Source organism: Enterococcus sp. AAFC-DPL-5182 (assembly GCF_058216605.1).
In genome coordinates, this window is sequence record NZ_CM177101.1 from 2,454,921 (window position 1) to 2,473,644 (window position 18,724).

Annotated in this window: 18 protein-coding genes; 5 read left to right on the forward strand and 13 right to left on the reverse strand. The window is 35.9% G+C overall.

Annotated features, from left to right (window positions below):
* Positions 1-107 precede the first annotated feature (107 nt).
* Positions 108-1,544: an MFS transporter gene (locus AC4BB7_RS11450; protein ID WP_490483102.1), complete on the forward strand. Its 1,437-nt coding sequence runs from the start codon at positions 108-110 to the stop codon at positions 1,542-1,544.
* A 76-nt stretch (positions 1,545-1,620) separates the two neighbouring features.
* Here AC4BB7_RS11450 and AC4BB7_RS11455 read toward each other — a convergent pair whose 3' ends face one another.
* The gene (locus tag AC4BB7_RS11455; protein ID WP_170922960.1) at positions 1,621-2,010 is read right to left on the reverse strand and encodes a phage holin family protein; all 390 of its coding nucleotides are present in this window, start codon (positions 2,008-2,010) and stop codon (positions 1,621-1,623) included.
* A gap of 173 nt (positions 2,011-2,183) precedes the next feature.
* Positions 2,184-2,606, reverse strand: a complete 423-nt coding sequence (locus AC4BB7_RS11460) for an ArpU family phage packaging/lysis transcriptional regulator (RefSeq protein WP_490483103.1) — start codon at positions 2,604-2,606, stop codon at positions 2,184-2,186.
* A 359-nt stretch (positions 2,607-2,965) separates the two neighbouring features.
* Between AC4BB7_RS11460 and AC4BB7_RS11465 the strand changes: the two genes are divergently transcribed.
* Positions 2,966-3,343, forward strand: a complete 378-nt coding sequence (locus tag AC4BB7_RS11465; RefSeq protein ID WP_490456359.1) for a helix-turn-helix domain-containing protein — start codon at positions 2,966-2,968, stop codon at positions 3,341-3,343.
* 4 nt (positions 3,344-3,347) lie between these two features.
* Positions 3,348-4,025, forward strand: coding sequence for an ImmA/IrrE family metallo-endopeptidase (locus AC4BB7_RS11470; RefSeq protein WP_490483104.1), 678 nt, complete (start codon positions 3,348-3,350; stop codon positions 4,023-4,025).
* 108 nt (positions 4,026-4,133) lie between these two features.
* Here AC4BB7_RS11470 and AC4BB7_RS11475 read toward each other — a convergent pair whose 3' ends face one another.
* From AC4BB7_RS11475 to AC4BB7_RS11485, 3 genes are read right to left on the reverse strand one after another with little or no spacing between them, the layout of a single operon-like run.
* Complete coding sequence (locus tag AC4BB7_RS11475; RefSeq protein WP_249921831.1) at positions 4,134-4,529, reverse strand: protein-export chaperone SecB; 396 nt, start codon at positions 4,527-4,529, stop codon at positions 4,134-4,136.
* A gap of 9 nt (positions 4,530-4,538) precedes the next feature.
* Entirely contained in the window at positions 4,539-4,889 is a 351-nt protein-coding gene (locus tag AC4BB7_RS11480; RefSeq protein WP_086313641.1) for a hypothetical protein, read from the reverse strand.
* A 27-nt stretch (positions 4,890-4,916) separates the two neighbouring features.
* Positions 4,917-5,543 carry a hypothetical protein gene (locus tag AC4BB7_RS11485; RefSeq protein WP_490483105.1) on the reverse strand — a complete coding sequence of 209 codons (627 nt, stop codon included), beginning with the start codon at positions 5,541-5,543 and terminating at the stop codon, positions 4,917-4,919.
* 569 nt (positions 5,544-6,112) lie between these two features.
* Between AC4BB7_RS11485 and AC4BB7_RS11490 the strand changes: the two genes are divergently transcribed.
* Together AC4BB7_RS11490 and AC4BB7_RS11495 are read left to right on the forward strand one after the other, a co-directional pair.
* Positions 6,113-7,243, forward strand: coding sequence for a baeRF6 domain-containing protein (locus AC4BB7_RS11490; RefSeq protein WP_086313643.1), 1,131 nt, complete (start codon positions 6,113-6,115; stop codon positions 7,241-7,243).
* A 468-nt stretch (positions 7,244-7,711) separates the two neighbouring features.
* Positions 7,712-7,912, forward strand: coding sequence for a cold-shock protein (locus AC4BB7_RS11495; RefSeq protein ID WP_010760878.1), 201 nt, complete (start codon positions 7,712-7,714; stop codon positions 7,910-7,912).
* A 194-nt stretch (positions 7,913-8,106) separates the two neighbouring features.
* Here AC4BB7_RS11495 and icd read toward each other — a convergent pair whose 3' ends face one another.
* The 8 genes from icd to citD all read right to left on the reverse strand — a co-directional run bounded on the left by icd (position 8,107) and on the right by citD (position 18,721).
* Positions 8,107-9,384 carry an NADP-dependent isocitrate dehydrogenase gene (icd, locus tag AC4BB7_RS11500; RefSeq protein ID WP_490483106.1) on the reverse strand — a complete coding sequence of 426 codons (1,278 nt, stop codon included), beginning with the start codon at positions 9,382-9,384 and terminating at the stop codon, positions 8,107-8,109.
* Complete coding sequence (locus AC4BB7_RS11505) at positions 9,381-10,526, reverse strand: citrate synthase (RefSeq protein WP_490483107.1); 1,146 nt, start codon at positions 10,524-10,526, stop codon at positions 9,381-9,383. Before AC4BB7_RS11505 ends, icd begins: the two co-directional genes overlap by 4 nt.
* 312 nt (positions 10,527-10,838) lie before the next feature.
* Positions 10,839-13,544 carry an aconitate hydratase AcnA gene (acnA, locus tag AC4BB7_RS11510; RefSeq protein WP_490485145.1) on the reverse strand — a complete coding sequence of 902 codons (2,706 nt, stop codon included), beginning with the start codon at positions 13,542-13,544 and terminating at the stop codon, positions 10,839-10,841.
* A 539-nt stretch (positions 13,545-14,083) separates the two neighbouring features.
* Positions 14,084-15,475 carry an oxaloacetate decarboxylase subunit alpha gene (locus tag AC4BB7_RS11515; RefSeq protein WP_490483108.1) on the reverse strand — a complete coding sequence of 464 codons (1,392 nt, stop codon included), beginning with the start codon at positions 15,473-15,475 and terminating at the stop codon, positions 14,084-14,086.
* Entirely contained in the window at positions 15,472-16,014 is a 543-nt protein-coding gene (citX, locus tag AC4BB7_RS11520) for a citrate lyase holo-[acyl-carrier protein] synthase (RefSeq protein WP_490483109.1), read from the reverse strand. Before citX ends, AC4BB7_RS11515 begins: the two co-directional genes overlap by 4 nt.
* Positions 16,007-17,536: a citrate lyase subunit alpha gene (gene citF, locus AC4BB7_RS11525; RefSeq protein ID WP_490483110.1), complete on the reverse strand. Its 1,530-nt coding sequence runs from the start codon at positions 17,534-17,536 to the stop codon at positions 16,007-16,009. The genes citX and citF overlap by 8 nt, the downstream gene beginning before the upstream one ends.
* Before the next feature lies 1 nt (position 17,537).
* Positions 17,538-18,425 (reverse strand): citrate (pro-3S)-lyase subunit beta, encoded by an 888-nt coding sequence (citE, locus tag AC4BB7_RS11530; RefSeq protein WP_490483111.1) that lies wholly within the window; start codon positions 18,423-18,425, stop codon positions 17,538-17,540.
* Entirely contained in the window at positions 18,413-18,721 is a 309-nt protein-coding gene (gene citD, locus AC4BB7_RS11535) for a citrate lyase acyl carrier protein (protein ID WP_086313651.1), read from the reverse strand. The genes citE and citD overlap by 13 nt, the downstream gene beginning before the upstream one ends.
* Between the last annotated feature and the right edge of the window lie 3 nt (positions 18,722-18,724).

Sequence of the window (18,724 nt, forward strand, 5' to 3'; positions counted from 1 at the left end):
AAAAAATAAGTTCTTTCCAATTATTTTCATTATTTTTTCACTGACATTTTTCCCAAAAAAGGAGTATGATAAGAACGGATTACTTAGATTTTTTAGGAGATGGATAAATGGAATCAGTAAATAGTTTTCAAGAAAATACAGAAGTACAAAAGAATCGCTGGTGGATTTTGGTTTCAGTAGCAATGTTTACATTTATGTCTACGTTAGATGCCAGCATCGTCAATATAGCACTGCCGACAATTTCTAAAGATATGAATGTACCGATGAATCAGTCAGAATGGATCGTTTCGATTTACTTGATGATTGTCTGCGCCTGCTTGTTACTTTTTGGCAAAATCGGCGATAGCTTTGGCAAAATCAAAGTTTATCGGATCGGAACGGTCATTTTTACAATTGGTTCACTATTATGTGGATTCAATCAGTCCTTGACGTTTCTTTTATTTGCACGAATCGTTCAAGGGATTGGTTCTAGTATGACGATGGCAACAAATTCTGGGATCATCACTGAAGTATTTCCATTTAAAGAACGGGGGCGCGCATTGGGCTCGATCGGTGCTTTCGTTTCTCTAGGTTCAATTGCAGGACCTGGAATTGGCGGATTGATTCTTTCACAATTTTCATGGCCTTACATTTTTTGGATCAATGTCCCTGTTGGCATCATCACGATTTTGATCGGTGAGAAATTTTTACCGAAAGATATTATCAAAAGTGGAAAAAAAGTCGATATGCTTGGCTTTAGTTTATTTGCAGTATTTATTATGACCTTTTTTGGCGGTATTTTTATTGGGCAAGAGATTGGCTTTAACGCTGCTTTATCTGTCGTATTATTCACTCTCGCATTTCTTTCATTCATCATTTTCATTCGAGTAGAAAAACGTGTTAGCCAACCGCTGATTACTTTTTCTATTTTCAAAAATAAAATCTTTACGATGAGCTTGATCACAGCGGTTTTAATCTTCTCTTCTAATTTCTTTGTTAATGTTGTGATCCCATTTTATTTACAAAATTCACGCGGGTTACCTGCCAGTAAAGCGGGATTGTTGATGATGGTCTTTCCACTACTGATGGTAGTCGGCTCTCCTATTAGTGGATTTTTGACAGATAAAATCGGTACGAAACTTTTAACGTTTTCTGGATTGATTCTGCTTTCGATCACTTCTTTGATGTATATGTTTTTAAATCAAGGAACTCCACTTCGGTATTATATTTTGGCGACGGGTATCATGGGCTTAGGCAATGCGCTTTTTCAATCACCTAATAATACAACTGTTATGAGTAGTGTTTCTAAAGAAGATTTAGGTGTGGCTGGAAGTATGAACTCTTTTGCACGTAATTTAGGGATGGTTTTAGGAATTGCTTTAGCCACAACGATTTTGTATAACGCCATGAGTGCTGTGTATGGTCAACGTGTAACGACTTATATCAGTGAGCGACCTGATATTTTTATTATAGGAATGAGAATTACTTTTTTAGGCTCGTTTATTTTATGCTTAACAGCTTTAGGTCTGACTTTGTTCCGTTCGATAAAAGCTAGAAATAAGTAAAAAAAATGAAACTGTAGCAGTTGCATCTGCCTTCAGTTTCATTTTTTTCTTAGATAGACAACAAAATAGTTTGTTGCTACTCATCTTCTTTGCCATTCTTGATATTCTTGATAAAATTTTCAAACAGTTCTGTTCCAATCCCCATTTTTTTATAATTTTCAAGAATCGATTTTAATTCCATTAATAAATAACCGACATATAAGACATAAATCAGCCCTACACCAGCGCCTCCTGGAATCAAAGGAGCCAAAGGAATAAAAAACATTAACAGCACCATACTTGCTACTTTTCGTAAAATTCCATTGATTCCTACTTTACTTAAAAAGTTAATTGTTGGATTGATTTTTGCAGCCAGACTGCCGCTTAAAAAATCGATGATCATCGCTACACAAATCAAGGTTAAAACATAAATTGCTTTGTGATCAGCATCCACTAAGAAACGATCTAAAAACTCGAACATCTTCATAATTACCACCTTTTTCATTATTTACGTCAACTGATTATTGCTCAATAAATTTATCTGACTAGTTAAAACTAAATGTCTTATCTCATCATGGTGAACACTTTTTAACTAGCGGTATAAGAATAGTTTACTCGATTTCTTAATAATAAAACTGGCGTTTTCCTCCCACTATAATGTCATTTTTCCATCAATAGTTTCCCACTCTCATAAGCCTCGGCAAACCGAATCATTGCTTTATCCAGTTCACGATAAAATTTACTTTCGCTCATGTGGTGCTTCATGTAAATTGCGATATTTGTAGTAAAATTTCGATCCATATATTTATCATATAATAACTGTCTGTCATACTCGTCTAACTGATTCATCGCTTCTGTGATTTTCACTAGTTCAACTTCAGCTAAATATTTTCGATCGACCAGCTGTCCACTTTTTTGTGAGAATTCTCCATCCATTTTTCTCATTTCAAATGTGTAGGTAGTCGTTACTTTGGGCGAATGTTTCTCTCCAGCGATTCGCACTAACGTTCGATATTTATTTAACAAACCATGAACCCTTTTCTTCGTTTTTTTTCGATCGATTTCGGGAAATAGCAGCATCATTTATCCTCTCCTTTTCTTTAGCAGTTATGTTTGATACGTTTCACCCTCATGTCACATTGTTATTCTTTCTCAACTGGTTTTAATTTCAACTCCCTTTTCATTTTAGTTAATTAGCTAATATAGGATAAAACAATTGACTTAAATTAGCATTTGCGCTATTATATAAGTATAGTTAAATAAGCTCTATTCTAATTTCTTTGCTTTCTTTTTTAGAAATCAACTGTTAGAATGGCTTGCCTAACTATTTACTGATAAATTAGCTTACAAGAACATTATAATAGCTTAAATGCTAATTGTCAATTAAAAATAGCTTAAAAGCTAATATTTTTTTCATTTAAGCTTATGAAAGGTTGAAAAACATGAGTTTAACTTACAGAATCAAAGAACTCGCGGATAAGAAAAAAGTTACCTTTGCCGAAATTGAACGCAATACAGGCATCTCTAACGGACAAATTCGTCGCTGGGATACCTCTTCGCCTAAGATAGAGAATATCCAAAAAGTTGCGGATTATTTTGATGTATCTACGGACTATCTATTAGGAAGATCAGAAATACCTTCTATTAAAGAAGCAGATCAAGAAGAACATCTTTCTTCTCAAATCATGTTTCGGATGAATACTGAAGGCTTATCTGAAAATGAAGTAGATGAATTAAAGGATGAAGTGAATCGATTTCTGCGTTTTAGACGATCAGAAATCGAGCGAGAACGAGAACTAAAACAAGACGACAAGGCGTGATTGGATGACAGAGCAAATTGATGAATATCTTAGTTTTTCGGATAAAATAAACGATTATATCTCGGCTTTGATGGTCGCAAATAATATCGGTTATGAAAATTACGATTGTTCCTATCTTTGGGATTTCGTAAAGTCTAAGGGAGTTTCAATGCGCAGTTTTCCATTCGACGGCGTCGCAAGAGATCGTATTTCGGGTATGATCGTTAAAGACTCTTTAGAGACAACGATTGGCTATAATCAAAACATGAGTGAAAAAAGAAAGAATTTTACAATCAGTCATGAGATTACGCATTATTTATTTCATATGACTGAAAGCGATACAATTTTTACTGATACAGAACGGAGTTTGCACTATTCTTACAACGAAGTGCTTCATGAATTTCAAGCAAACATTGGTGCTTCTGCAATTCTAGTGCCCGATGTTGTATTTTTCCGCTTTTTAAAAGAAGGCTGGAATTTGTCTCAACTATCGAATCATTTTGGCATATCAGAAAGTGCTCTTTATGTTCGATTGATTCATACAATGCAGGCAAATTTTGGTGTTTCTTATATTGCTGCTAAAACAAATGCGGATGCTATTCGGTATAAATTTAGTGGAAAAGGCCAACATGCGGCGGTTGAATTAGGGACTAATTTGGAAACGCGTTTGTTTCGAACCAATCGGTTTATTGAAGCGTTGTGAACTCAAAAAAAATAGTATGAGAATAAGTGTTTAAGTTTCCTATAGCTGAGATTTTCTTCGTGAAATTCTATTTTAGTTACATTATTATAAAAAAATGACACTATTTATTTAAATAGTGTCATTTTCTCTAAAAATATTGGTATTAAGAGTGGGCATTAGCACAGAATCTTGTGAATCTAAAGCAGAAATCACTGATATATTACTTCTGATATAAGGATAAAGAATTGCTGTACCATTAACCTTCACAAATTGTTTAATTTGTTCTTCTGTTAAGCTACTATCTTCAACGTTAAATGCACCTTCTAAAATCACTTCATACTTCGCTTCGTTTATATATAATTTAGTCTCCAACTTTAAAAATGCTAATTGATTATTCTCAACTAATTTATAAGCTACTTTCATATTAAAAGGTTTCTCTTCTTTATCTAATTTGTCCGTTTTTTCGATTCGTTCCCTTAATAGTTTTATTATTTTATACCCCTGCAACGTAATAACTGGTTTCATTTTTCTCTCCTATGCTGCTTTTGGTTGTAATAACTTTTCAAAATCATAATCAATATAAATTTCTTCACTTAAAAAATCCACTTCAAAATCAATAAGATATTTTTTGTTAAATTTTGAATTATTCAGCTTTCCATTGGATATCTGTTTACCATCAATAGACGCGCAAATTTCGTCATTATTGATTTCACGAGCACCTTGTTGTTGAATTTCTTTTTCAAATTCTTCAATATAAATAGACAATTCTAGCATTTCACGTTTTTGTTTCATCAAAGAGATTGCTTTCTTTAGTTGATCATTCGAAAGCTTATTTTTTTTAACTCTATTTTCAAAAAAAGTTTGAGCCATATTTTCTTTAGTCATGAATAATAGCCTCCTTAAAAAACTCAATTAACACTTACTTAGGTTAGTTATAACACTTATTTCTTTTATTGTAACATAATTAGCTTCTCTTTTAGGAAATTTAAAAAAAATAATATCATATATTTTCTCATAACTAAGTAGATCTAATGATAAACCTAAAGAAAAAGGAACACCATCTTTATCTCCTTTTAACAATTTAGTAATATTGTATGATATTATTTCTGCAAAATAACCATATATAAGTTGCTCACTTTCCTCTTCTAAATTAGAGATATAGTTGACCATATGGATTTCAAATTTTTTTTTGAGTGTTTCCATTTCTTCAGTCTTATTCAAATCCAATTTCGAAATAGTATTCTTCACTTCTATTTTTAAAAGTACTGGTTTTTCCTCATCATACCTTTTTGCAACGCATTTATCAATTTCTTCAAAGCAATAAACTCCGCTGCCTAAATACTTATAAGAACATCCAGGAAAAAAATTAAAATCTTGTTTCTCTAAAAAACTATCCCAAGCGTCCATTAAAATGACATTTTGAAGCCTATCAAAAAAAACATTTAAAAAAGAATAAATATCCGTTTCACTAGGATTGATACACTGAGACTTTACTATTCTATTACAACAAAATTCATTAGTAGCATGAATAAAATTCATTTTAGACTCCCCACAAAGTAAACAATTCTAAAGTTCAAAAACATTCCCAAACAAATCGTTTTGTCATTTATTTCAATCTTATTATAATATGATTATATAGTATAATGCTCACAATGTCATCATTTTTATTCTCTAGTCTATTTATTCTATTATTAACTATGTTTAAACCTTTGTACTATCTATTTTCCCTCAAGATTCTCCCAGGAACTTCTCTAAATATTAGTAGAAAAATGATTAGACTACCTTACTAATATTGGAGTAAAAACAAAAAACCACCACGACCGTCGTCTGTGGTGGAAATGAAGGTTGTTATTTACTCTTGGTAGGAGTAAGTATGAAAAACCAATTCGGGATAATTGGCATGAAGACATATTAGCATCTCTATTTAAAATAGAGATGAACAGCTATTTTGTATTCCATAAAAAAATCATGAGGAATTACTCATAGAACAACTTTTTACATTTCCCTTTAGATAGTATTTTCCAAACCTTATTAGTTCCAACATTTTTATGCCTGTGCTACACTTTTATTAGTAGCAATGAAATGTTTCATTATAGGAGGAATGTATTATGTTAGATCAAGAAAAAGACAATTTATCTGTTCTATTCTCTGACGAAGTTCAAGGTCCCTTTGTAACATTTATTCTAAATACTCATGTCGCTCATCAAGATGTCGAAAAAGATTCTTTAGCACTTAAAAATTTCGCTAAAGCCGCAAAAGTCCGCTTTGAGAAAAAATATACTGAACTTTCTTGGCTGCCATTCCAAGACAAAATCGACGCTTTGCTGGCTGACGCTTCATTTTGGCGTAATGCTACTAAGAGTGTGTCGATTATTATTAGTGAGAAAGACATTTTTATTCACCGATTAAATGTATCTGTTGACAATCAATACTACGTTGACGACCGACCTTATCTCCTAGGCATCATTAAAAATAATCAATTTAACTATCGTTATTATCTAATGGCTTTAAATCGAGACGCTATGCAGCTTTATTTAGTTGAAAATAATCAAGTTAAAACCGTTGATTTGCCTGCTGATGCACCAACTGATCTTGTTGGCGCTTTAGGTGATGAGTTAACTGGCGGTAGTATGAACTACTCCATTCAAGGTGGCACTGGCTATAACGGCTCTTCTAAAGAAGGCGTTGCTTATCACGGTGTCAATACCAAAGATGAAGAAGTAAAAATCGATTGGACTAATTACTATCAAGCAATTGATAATTACTTAAAGGATACATTTGTAAACTCTGATAACTTACCCATTCGTTTATACGCTTTACCAGAAAATCAAACATTATTTAAAAAAATTGCGAAAAATCCTTATTTAGTAACAGATGCTTCTGTCGCACTTTCTCCAGCTCAAGTTTCTTTTCAAGATATTGAAAAAGGCGCCTATAAAATCAATCAAGAATTAGAGTCTATCGAAACAGCTTCGTATAATCAGTTGCTAGACAAGAAATTTGTCGATCAATTAGTCGATATCGTTCCTGCATCTGATGAAGGAAAAGTGTCACATTTCTTCATCTCTACTGCTAATTTTGTCAATGAAACAACTGAGATGACAACGGAAGAATTCGATCGACGAAAAGTTTTGAATAAAGTAACAGATAATGTTCTTAGAACAGGTGGAAAAGTTTTTGTCCTTGATCAAAAAGCTGCGCCAGATGAAAAGACGTTAGTTGCTATCTTGCGCTATTAATCATTTAATGGACAAGAGCCACTCAACAGATACGTTGAGTGGCTCTTTAATTAAGTTGATTAAATATTTTGTTAGCTATAAAACCATGTAAAAACTATCTATTAGTAAGGATAACCTTATTCTCATCTAAACAATCTGAACCCTTCCTACTTTCAAATCTATGCAGCTCCAAGGCTGCGCCTTCGGAATAGATTTCTACGACATAAATCTATCATTACTTTCATATTTAACGCTCAATACTCCTATACTATAACAGAAATAAGTTTTTTTTGACAATTAATCTCTATTTCTTAACAAATTTTTATTTTAAGAAGAGATATCACTAGCCAAAGAGTGCTAAATATGCTATATTAAGAGTGTAGTTTTTGTTCGGTAATATATGTGTAGCTGTTTCAAATAAACATCTTCCACATTTTCACCTTTCAAGTAATTGCAAAATATGTGTCTATCACAAGGAGGATTTTTATTATGGAAACAGGTACAGTAAAATGGTTTAACTCAGACAAAGGTTTTGGATTTATCACTGCAGAAAACGGTAACGATGTATTCGTACATTTCTCAGCTATCCAAGGCGACGGATTCAAAACTTTAGAAGAAGGTCAAGCAGTGACTTTCGACGTTGAAGAAGGCCAACGTGGTCCTCAAGCTACTAACGTTAACAAAGCATAATCAACTTAACATTAGTAAATTCAAAACCTGACGACTAGTCGTCAGGTTTTTTTAGTTCCCCATAAAAAAATAAGTGCGGGACAAAACTAAAACTCAGTTTTGTTACGCACTTTAAAACTTACTAAACGGTGGCCAAAAGTCAGGTTCTTCAGCAATTGCTCGAACCTAAGCGACTTTTGTCTCACCCTCCATTTTTAATTCTCTTTAATCAGACGGACTAACTCTTCTCCAAAATCAGAACAGCTTAATAAAGTCGCACCTTCCATCTGATCTGCAAAATCTTTTGTTACTGTTTTATTCACTAAAGCTTCTTCAATACTTTTTGTAATCAAGAAACTTACCTCATCCCAGCCTAAGTAATCAAACATCAATACACCTGATAGCAGTAAAGACGATGGATTCAACTGATTCAAGCCAGCAAATTCCGGTGCCGTTCCATGTGTTGCTTCAAAAATACCATGACCTGTTTCCAAGTTTAAATTGGCTCCTGGTGCAATTCCAATACCGCCAACTTGAGCTGCTAAGGCATCAGAAATGTAATCCCCATTTAGATTTAAGGTTGCAATCACATCAAAATTTTCAGGGTGCAGTAAAATATCCTGTAGGAAAATATCGGCAATCCGGTCTTTTACAATCAGTTTTCCTGCTTTTTCTGCTTCTTCCAACTGTTGATCTGCTACAGTCTTTCCTGCATCACTTTTTATTTCTAAGTATTGTTCCCACGTAAAAACTTTATCTCCAAATTCTCTTGTAGCTAATTCATAACCCCAATTTTTAAAGCCGCCTTCTGTAAATTTCATGATATTCCCTTTATGAACTAAGGTGACTGATTTGCGATTATTTTTTAATGCATGTTCAATGGCTCCCCGAACCAATCGTTCTGTCCCTTCTTTAGAAACTGGTTTGATGCCGATTGCCGATGATTCTGGAAAACGAATTTTATTAACACCAAATTCTGTTTTTAAATACATGATTAATTTTTCTGCTTCTGGACTTTCAGCTGGAAATTCAATTCCTGCATAAATATCCTCTGTATTCTCCCTAAAAATCATCATATCTGTCTTTTCCGGATGTTTTAGTGGTGAAGGCACACCTTCAAAATAACGAACTGGTCGATAGCAAATGTATAAATCTAGTTCCTGCCTCAAGGCTACATTTAATGATCGGAAACCACCACCGATTGGTGTTGTCAACGGACCTTTGATGGCTACAAGATGATTTTTAATCATCTCTAATGTTTCATCAGGCAGCCAACTCCCTGTTTTATTAAAGGCTTTTTCACCAGCCAAAACTTCTTGCCAAACAACTTTTCGTTTACCAGCATAGGCTTTCTCTACAGCTGCCTCAAACACCTTCTTAGCTACCTGCCAAATTTCTGGACCAATTCCGTCACCTTCGATAAAAGGGATAATTGGAGCGTCGGGGACAACTAGTTTCCCCGCTTCAAAAACAACTGGCTTCCCATCTATCATGCTTCCATTCCTCCTGGGTGTAATGTTGTACTCACATCACTATATTTTAACAACTTAGGACCAACATAATGAGAACGCGGTCGAATTAAACAGTCTTCTTTTTTCTGCTCCTCTATATGACCTAACCAACCAGAAACGCGGCTCATCGCAAAAATCAAGGTAAACAGATCACTATCAATATCTAAACAATGGTAAACTGTAGCAGAATAGAAATCAACATTTGGAATCAATCCCTTTGTCTCTTTTAAATAATACTCAACTTGGCAAGATAAAAAATACCACTGTTCTTTCTGCGTGATCGTCGTTAACTCTTTTGCTAATTTTTTCAGATGTTTTTTTCTTGGGTCTTCGGTTTTATATACCCGATGACCAAAGCCCATGACTTTTTCTTTGCGATTCAGTTTTTGATTTAAGTAGTCTTCTACATTTAGATTATCTGAATCGATTTCTTTCAGCATATCAAAAACTTTTTCATTCGCACCACCATGGAGTGGTCCTTTTAGTGAACCGATTGCAGCTGTTATACAAGAATAGACATCTGACAGTGTGGATGCGCAAACTCTGGCTGTAAATGTACTTGCATTTAAATCATGATCTGCATGTAGTACCAAAGCTTGGTTCATTGCATTGACCTGTACTTGAGTCGCTTCAACACCTGTCAGCATATAAAGAAAATTAGCAGCAAATGATAAATCGCTTCTAGGAGGTATTGGATCTAATCCTTTTCTTAGACGTGCATAAGCAGCTATAATTGTTGGCATTTTTGCCTGTAAAGCAATACTTTGCTGATACGCTGATTGATCATCTGTTGCTTCTGCGTTGGGATCAAACACGCCTAATAATGAAATCGTCGAACGTAAAACACTCATTGGATGAAGGTTCTGACGCGTTTGGATTTTTAAACACGTAATAATCGTATCAGATATTGGCATTTGTAAAGATAGATCTTGTTTAAATTGCTTCAATTCTTGATTTGTCGGGATTTTTAAATACCAAAGTAGATAAATCACTTCTTCAAATTGAACATTTTCAGCGACTAAATCATCTATATTAAATCCAGCAAACAATAGCTGATTTTCTACGATTGAACTAATTTTTGTTTCTGAAACAACGACTCCCTCTAAGCCCTTATGAATCTCCATCCAAGTCCCTCCTTAATTTAAAAGCTGAACGAGCTCATAAAGCATCGAATGAAAAATAGGAAAAATTGATTGAGACGTTTTTTGTCTCACTCCATTTTTATCTTTTTTCCGAGATGCTAGCTCGTAAAGCTAGACCATTTAAAAGCTGAACGAGCTCGTAAAGCATCGAATGAAAAATAGGAAAAATTGATTGAAACGTTTTTTTGTCTCACTTTATTTTTATCTTTTTCCAAGATGCTAGCCCATACAGCTAGATAACATAGAGTAACAACCTTCCTGTCACTTTATCTCATGTTTTTTGCTTATCTCAAACTAACTTTGAAGCTTTTTACGAATCACCATTGGTAAAATCCCGCCATGTTGGTAATAGGTGATATCAACTGCTGAATCAAAACGAAGAATCGTGTCGAATTTGATTGCTTCTCCATTTGGTTTACTTGCAGTGACCGTTACAGTATCTAAAATTCCTTTTGTCTCATCGATATCAATATCCAATAACTCAGTTCCTGTTAAACCTAAGCTATCAGCATCTTCACCTGGTTTGAATTGTAAAGGTAAGACACCCATCATCACTAAGTTTGAGCGATGGATTCGTTCATAACTTTTGGCAATCACGGCTTCTACACCAAGTAACTGTACTCCTTTAGCGGCCCAGTCTCTTGACGAACCCATCCCATAATCATCCCCTGCTAAAATGACTAGCTTCGTTCCTTGTTTCTGGTAATTCATCGCAGCATCATAGATGGCCATTTTTTCTTGTGTTGGTGTAAAAATGGTATAACCACCCTCAATGTCTGGAACAAGTTGATTGCGAATCCGAATATTAGCCAACGTTCCTCTCATCATCACTTCATGGTGACCACGTCTGGCCCCATAAGAATTGAATTCACGAATTGGCACTCCCCGATCAACTAAATACTGCCCTGCCGGACTATTTTTTTGGATACTTCCAGCTGGCGAAATATGATCCGTTGTAATTGAATCACCGAATTTAGCCAATACGGCTAATTGCCTTAATGGTTTTCTTGCGGTTCTTTCTTTGCTCATTCCTGTAAAGTAAGGTGGATTAGCAATATACGTTGATTCTTCTTCCCAACCGTATAATGCTTCATCGTTTGTTTCAATGCGATTCCATTCTTCATTATCACTAAATACTCGCTCGTATTCTTGTTGGTAAAGTTCTGGTGTAACACATTCATCGATCAATGCTTGAATTTCATCTCTAGTAGGCCATAAATCATTAAAGTAAATTGGAATACCATTTTCGCCGATCCCAATCGGCTCTTTAAATACATCAATATCGACCGTTCCAGCTAGTGCATATAAAACAACTAATGGCGGTGAAGCTAAATAATTCGCTTTGACTAAAGGATGAATACGCCCTTCAAAGTTTCGATTTCCACTAAGAACACCTGCCATTAGCAAATCATTTTCTTTAATCACTTCTTCTACTTCTGGTTTCAATGCTCCAGAATTACCAATACACGTTGTACACCCATAACCAACAAGATGGAAGCCTAATTGTTCTAAGTAGGGTAGTAACCCCGCTTTTTCTAAATAGGCTGTAACAACTTTTGACCCTGGCGCTAACGACGTTTTTACATAATTAGGTACATTTAAACCAAGTAGTGCAGCTTTTTTAGCTACCAATCCTGCACTTAACATCACAAATGGATTCGACGTATTCGTACATGAAGTGATTGCTGCAATGGCTACTGCTCCTGGTTTTAATTGATGTTGCACCCCTTCTAAATCTAATGTAACGCTTTCTGTCTGTTGTTTCTCTGAAAGTCCAAAACCTTGTAGACCAGCTGGGGCTCTCACCGCTTGTTCAAAGGTTGTTTTCATTTCTGATAAGGGAACTAGATCTTGTGGTCGTTTTGGTCCTGCTAAGTTCGCTTCGATTTTACTTAAATCGATTTCGATCACGTTTGTATAATGAGGTTCTGGATCATTTACTGGATCATAGAATAATTGGTTTTCTTTTAAATAGCGCTCAGCAACTGCTACTGTCTGCTCTTTTCTTCCTGTTAATTTCAAGTAACGGATCGTTTCATCATCGACAGGGAAAAATCCGCATGTAGCACCATATTCAGGCGCCATATTGGCAACCGTTGCTCTATCAGCCAAACTTAAACTAATGAATCCAGAACCAAAAAATTCAACAAATTTTCCTACAACTTTTTGTTCTCTCAATACCTGCGTAACTTTTAAAGCTAAATCTGTGGCTGTGGCTCCTTGAGACAATTCATTGACTAAACGAACACCCACGACTTCTGGGATTGGAAAATAAGATGGCTCGCCAAGCATACTTGCTTCTGCTTCGATTCCACCAACTCCCCAACCTAAAACGCCTAATGCATTGACCATAGTCGTATGTGAATCCGTTCCAACTAAGGTATCTGGATAAAGAAGGATCGTATCATCTTCTAGTTGTTTTTGTGTTACGACAGTCGCTAAATATTCAATGTTCACTTGATGGACGATTCCTGTTGCAGGAGGAACCACACGATAATTATCAAAGACTTTTTGCGCCCAACTTAAAAAACGGTAACGCTCTTGATTTCGTTGAAATTCCATTTTCATATTTAATTGAAGAGCTTGTTTTACTCCAGCAACATCGACTTGGACAGAATGATCGACCACCAGATCAACAGGAACTTCTGGATTGATTTTAGTCGGATCACCACCAAAATCAGCAATTGTTTTTCGCAAAGAGGCTAGATCAACCACAGCTGGAACACCTGTAAAATCTTGTAAGATCACTCGGGCTGGTTTAAAAGGAACTTCCCCTTTATTCGCCTGTGTCGATGACCAATTAGCTAAATTTTCAATATGCTCTCGGGTAATCCCGATACCATTTTCCTGACGTAATAAAGATTCCAATAGTACTCGAATACTAAACGGCAATGTTGAGACAAACTGATGTTGTTCAGTCTCTAATGAAGCAAGTGAATAGTACTGATACTTCTGATTCTTCATTTCAAAAAAAGTTTCTGACGATTGTTTGTTGGTAATCAAAAACATCCCTCCTAATTTAAAAGCGTTGCGAGTTCATTCAGCTTCGAATGAAAAATAGGAAAATATATCTTAAATTCTTTCTCCCTCATTCATTTTAATCATTTAGCTTGTATAAAAATGATTCAATTCATATCTCTATATAGTGCAAAATATGCCCTCTCTATACACGACTTGATTTCAGCTATTATAACGGCATTATAAATAAATGTAAACCTTTATAACGATGAGAAAAGTTACATTAAGTAACTTCATAACGTAACATTCATGTCAGGTTCTAAATCCTTTATATATAAACAAATAATAAGATGAAACACAACTTCCCCCTAGCTAAAATTAGCCACTTGACATATTTTACACATTATTTTTTAATCGAAATTCCATAATAAAAAAACTAAAATCCCCCTTAAAACAACTGACACTTGCTAAGCTATATTTCACCTATTTCTCATGATTTTTACCGCTTTCATGTAAGACAAAATTTTTTTTTAAACAACGTAAAAGAGTTGCAAAATCTGCTGACTTTGCAACTCTTTCTTTTATATGTCTAATATAACCTTTACTTCTTGAACTGGAACATCATAAAACCGATCTTCTCTTCTTCCTAAAAAATCTTTTCCTTGTTGTGGGAACAATGCATACATCAACACATCTTCTGTTGATTTTGCGTATTCTTCAATTTCTTTTTTGTATTCTTGAAGTTCAGGACTTAATAAATCCGCTGGTCTAACGGTGATTACTTCTTCTTCACCGATGATCAATTTCGTCATCTCTTTTGAAATTGCAACGGGTGGTTTGCCGTACAGTCCTTTAACATAATCTTTGATTTCTTTTGGAATCATTTTATAGCGTTCGCCGCTGATTACATTCATTACTGCTTGGGTTCCTACCATTTGAGATAGTGGTGTTACAAGTGGCGGATAGCCTAGATCTGCACGAACTTTGGGTACTTCTCTTAGGACTTCTTCGTATTTATCTGCTAGACCTTGCTCTGTCAATTGGCTTAACAAATTCGATAACATTCCGCCAGGAACTTTATAAATCAACGTTTTCGGTTCTGTATCTTTTACTTTAGGATTCAATACGCCTTCTTCTCTAAATTTATCACGGATCGGATTAAAATAGTCGGCGGCTTCTGCTACTTTCTTCATATCTAAATGTGTATTGTAGCCTAAATTCTCTAATGCTAACGCCATTGATTCTGTGGCTGGTTGACTCGTTCCACCAGAAAATGAAGAAATCGCTGTATCAATAATATCCGCGCCTGCTTCGATAGCTTTCAAATAAGTCATCTCGGAAATACCGCTTGTGGCATGCGTATGAACTTCTAACGGTACTTGAATTTTATTTTTGATTTCTGTGACTAAACGGTACGCATCATCTGGTGTTAGAATTCCTGCCATATCTTTAATACAGATAGAATCCGCACCCATTTTTTCTAATTCTGCCGTCAATCCGACAAAGTAATCAATCGTATGGAAATCACTAGTCGTGTAAGAAATCGCCGGCTGACAATGTCCGCCAAATTTTTTTGTTGCTTCAATTGAAGTTTGTAAATTTCTTGTGTCATTTAACGCATCAAAAACACGGATAATATCGATTCCGTTTTCAATTGATTTTTGCACGAACGCTTCTACGACATCATCGGCATAGTTTTTATAACCAAGTAAATTTTGACCTCTTAAAAGCATTTGCAATTTTGTATGTTTAACTGCTTTTCGAATCGCTCTTAAACGCTCCCAAGGGTCTTCATTTAAGAAGCGAATACAGGCATCAAACGTTGCTCCGCCCCACATTTCTAAGGCGTGATAGCCTGCTTCATCTAATGTTTGAATGATTGGCAGCATATCACTTGTTGGCATTCGTGTAGCGATTTGGCTTTGTTGTCCGTCTCGTAAGACCGTTTCTGTAAAAAGGATTTCCTTTGTCATTTCATCTTTCCTTTCTCAATGAGTTGACTGATTGTTTGTTGCATTTCTGCTACGCTATGGCGTCTTTGTCTGCCGCAGATTTTGGCTTCTTCTTCACAAATAAAGCAACGTCTAGGCTGGTGATTTAATTCAGTGCGACTGACTGAATACAATGTCTGTCCTTTTAAACACACCACATCTAAGTCCATTAAGCGTCCATAATCATGGGTTTCTTCAACATCAATTAGTTTTCTTTTTAGTTCTTCTGGTATTTCATCAAGGACTAGATAACATTCAGAACCTGTTTTCAACTCGCGGTGTTTACGAGCAACTATTTGTTCAGGAGGAAATAGGGTATTGAGCTTTTTAATGACAGTTAAAAAGGCATTTCGTAGCTGCTCATTCGTTTTTACAGGTCCTGGAATATTCATCGTAGCGCTTAATAAGGTACATGTCGGATGTTTTTGTAAAAGTTCTTGCTGAATTTCTACTCGTTTTTCTCGGGTATTCAGCATTTCTATTAAAGTAATTGTTTCTCCTTTTAAATGGAACTTAGACATTTCTGACCACATCGATAATTGAACCATCGCGATATTCAATCAATGCAACAATTTTATCGCCATATTCGATGGCATCTGGTCTATCTACGATACTATAAGCTTTTTCTTGAAGTTCTTTCATCGTTAATTGCGGCACATCCAGTGCTTTAAAATGTTCGACTAAGTCTTGACGTTCTGGATTGATTGCAATACCAACTTCTGTCACCACGACATCAATGCTGCTGCCAGGTGTTACGACTGTATTAACTTCTTCGACAATTGTCGGAATGCGCCCTCTGATCAAGGGTGCGATCACTAAGCTCATTTTACAAGCCGCACTGGTATCAGAATGTCCACCGGATGCGCCACGAATGACGCCATCTGAACCGGTAATAACATTCACATTGAAATTCGTATCAATTTCAAGTGCAGAAAGAATCGCCGTATCCAATTGATTGATCACTGAACCTTTGCTTAGTGGAGATGCGTACATATTTGCATCGATTTCATAGTGATTGTCATGTTTACCTAAAGAAACAGCGGATGGATGATCGAAATCTTGGACATCGATAATTTTTTCAACTAGTCCTTCCTCTAATAGTTCGACCATGGCATTAGTGATGCCACCTAAGGCAAAACTTGCTGTAATACCATCTTTGACCATCGCTTCTTTTAAAAATCTTGAAACTGCTAAAGCGGCACCACCAGTTCCTGTTTGGAACGAAAAACCATTTTTATAATAAGGCGAATGCGTGATTACCTTAGCTGCATATTCTGCAATCAATAGTTCTTTCGGATTTTTAGTAAAACGGGTTGCACCCTTGGCAATGCCATTAGGGTCACCGATTGCATCAACTTCTACAACAAAATCCACATCTGTTTGCGGAATACTGATTGGGGTGTTTGGATAAGGCATCAAACTGTCTGTAATGATCACCACTTGATCGGCATACTTAGCATCGATCATCGCATACCCTAAAGATCCGCAGGTTGCTTTACCTTTTGTGCCGTTCACATTGCCATAAGCATCCGAACTTGGCGCACCAAGAAAAGCCACATCGATATGGATATCTCCTGCAGCAATTGCTCTAGCACGTCCACCATGAGAACGGATTACAACTGGATTTTCCATGATTCCTTCAGAAATCGCAGCCCCGACCTTATCACGTAATCCGCTAGAGGTAATATTTGTCACCACACCATTTTTAATGTGTTCGATCAACGGTTCATGAACATTTGCGATCGAGCTAGGGGCAATCGATAGATTTTTGATTCCTAATGCTGCAATCTCATCTAACACCATGTTCATCACAAAATCACCTTCACGAAAATGATGGTGGAAAGAAATCGTCATGCCGTCTTTTAGTCCTGTTTTTTCGATAGCTTCTCTTAAACTACCTAATAATTTTGTATCCCTTGGTCTGACAGGATTGATTGTACGGCTAGCTTCTTTATATTCATCAATATTCGCTAATTCTCCTTTAAATAAACCGTATTTTTCAGCATAATTATCTGGAATTTCTTTGCCTACATTATTTTTCATTTTAGACTTCCTCCTCAGAAATTAATTTTGCTGCAATCGCCAGAGCAATCACTCGTTCTGCTCGTTCAACGATCGGTTTATCCACCATTTTACCATTGACTGAAATCACACCTGAGCCTTTCGCTTCGGCTTCACGAATACCCCAGATCACTTCTTTTGCATTTTGGATTTCTTTTTCAGTCGGCTCATATACACTATTTACTAAAGGAATTTGACGTGGATTGATCACTGATTTACCGTCAAATCCTAGTTGTTTGATTAACTCGACTTCTGCTAAGAAACCTTCTGTATTCTCTACATTTGAGTACACCGTATCAATGGCCGCAATTCCAGCCGCTCTAGCTGAATGCAATATAAAACTGCGGGCAAAAAACAATTCTTGTCCATCTGGATAGCGATGTGTTTTCATATTTGTTACATAGTCTTCTGCACCAAGAGCGATTCCAATCAAGCGATCACTTGCCTGAGCAATTTCTCGAGCATTCAAAACACCTTCGGCAGATTCGATTGCTGCCATCATTTTAGTTCTCCCAACACTGATGCCATATTTTGTTTCCATTTCAGTGATCACAGCTGCTACATCGACAATATCTTGAGCTGTTTCTGTTTTTGGTAGACGAATCACGTCAACACCTGCTAAAACCATCGCTTCAACATCTTGACGTCCTACTGTATCTAACCCATTGATTCGAACCACCGTTTCAACCATTGAGTAATCAAAGGTCCGTAAGGCATGATAAACGAGTAAACGGGCACTATCTTTTTCTTTTAAAGAAACAGCATCTTCTAAGTCAAACATCAGTGAATCAGCGCCGTATAAGGTTGCATCTCTTAGCATTGAAGCATTTGCTCCTGGTACAAACATCATTGTTCGTCTTAAGCGTTCCATGACTGAATCACCTGCCAATCAATGTTTTCTTCACCAGCCGCACGATAAACTGCTGCAATCGTGCGTGCTTCGATCGTACAATCTAATGCTCCTTTATCTACTGCACTGACTTTCACATTCGTTACCGCTAACTTTTCTAAGGTTTCTTGTATTTTAGCTCGAATCTGACGACCAAATTGTTTTTCAACACTACTATCTAAATCGATTTGAATCCCCTTTGCGTCATTTTGAGCGAGCGTGATCAAAATATCGCTTGATTCCGTTGTACCAGCGGATGCGTTTTGCTTAATTTCCAAAAT

Excerpts from the sequence above, each read along its gene's own strand:
- AC4BB7_RS11450 (WP_490483102.1), top strand. The coding sequence starts at position 108 with ATGGAATCAGTAAATAGTTTTCAAGAAAATACAGAAGTACAAAAGAAT.
- AC4BB7_RS11455 (WP_170922960.1), bottom strand. The coding sequence starts at position 2,010 with ATGAAGATGTTCGAGTTTTTAGATCGTTTCTTAGTGGATGCTGATCAC.
- AC4BB7_RS11460 (WP_490483103.1), bottom strand. The coding sequence starts at position 2,606 with ATGATGCTGCTATTTCCCGAAATCGATCGAAAAAAAACGAAGAAAAGG.
- AC4BB7_RS11465 (WP_490456359.1), top strand. The coding sequence starts at position 2,966 with ATGAGTTTAACTTACAGAATCAAAGAACTCGCGGATAAGAAAAAAGTT.
- AC4BB7_RS11470 (WP_490483104.1), top strand. The coding sequence starts at position 3,348 with ATGACAGAGCAAATTGATGAATATCTTAGTTTTTCGGATAAAATAAAC.
- AC4BB7_RS11475 (WP_249921831.1), bottom strand. The coding sequence starts at position 4,529 with ATGAAACCAGTTATTACGTTGCAGGGGTATAAAATAATAAAACTATTA.
- AC4BB7_RS11480 (WP_086313641.1), bottom strand. The coding sequence starts at position 4,889 with ATGACTAAAGAAAATATGGCTCAAACTTTTTTTGAAAATAGAGTTAAA.
- AC4BB7_RS11485 (WP_490483105.1), bottom strand. The coding sequence starts at position 5,543 with ATGAATTTTATTCATGCTACTAATGAATTTTGTTGTAATAGAATAGTA.
- AC4BB7_RS11490 (WP_086313643.1), top strand. The coding sequence starts at position 6,113 with ATGTTAGATCAAGAAAAAGACAATTTATCTGTTCTATTCTCTGACGAA.
- AC4BB7_RS11495 (WP_010760878.1), top strand. The coding sequence starts at position 7,712 with ATGGAAACAGGTACAGTAAAATGGTTTAACTCAGACAAAGGTTTTGGA.
- icd (WP_490483106.1), bottom strand. The coding sequence starts at position 9,384 with ATGATAGATGGGAAGCCAGTTGTTTTTGAAGCGGGGAAACTAGTTGTC.
- AC4BB7_RS11505 (WP_490483107.1), bottom strand. The coding sequence starts at position 10,526 with ATGGAGATTCATAAGGGCTTAGAGGGAGTCGTTGTTTCAGAAACAAAA.
- AC4BB7_RS11515 (WP_490483108.1), bottom strand. The coding sequence starts at position 15,475 with ATGACAAAGGAAATCCTTTTTACAGAAACGGTCTTACGAGACGGACAA.
- citX (WP_490483109.1), bottom strand. The coding sequence starts at position 16,014 with ATGTCTAAGTTCCATTTAAAAGGAGAAACAATTACTTTAATAGAAATG.
- citF (WP_490483110.1), bottom strand. The coding sequence starts at position 17,536 with ATGAAAAATAATGTAGGCAAAGAAATTCCAGATAATTATGCTGAAAAA.
- citE (WP_490483111.1), bottom strand. The coding sequence starts at position 18,425 with ATGGAACGCTTAAGACGAACAATGATGTTTGTACCAGGAGCAAATGCT.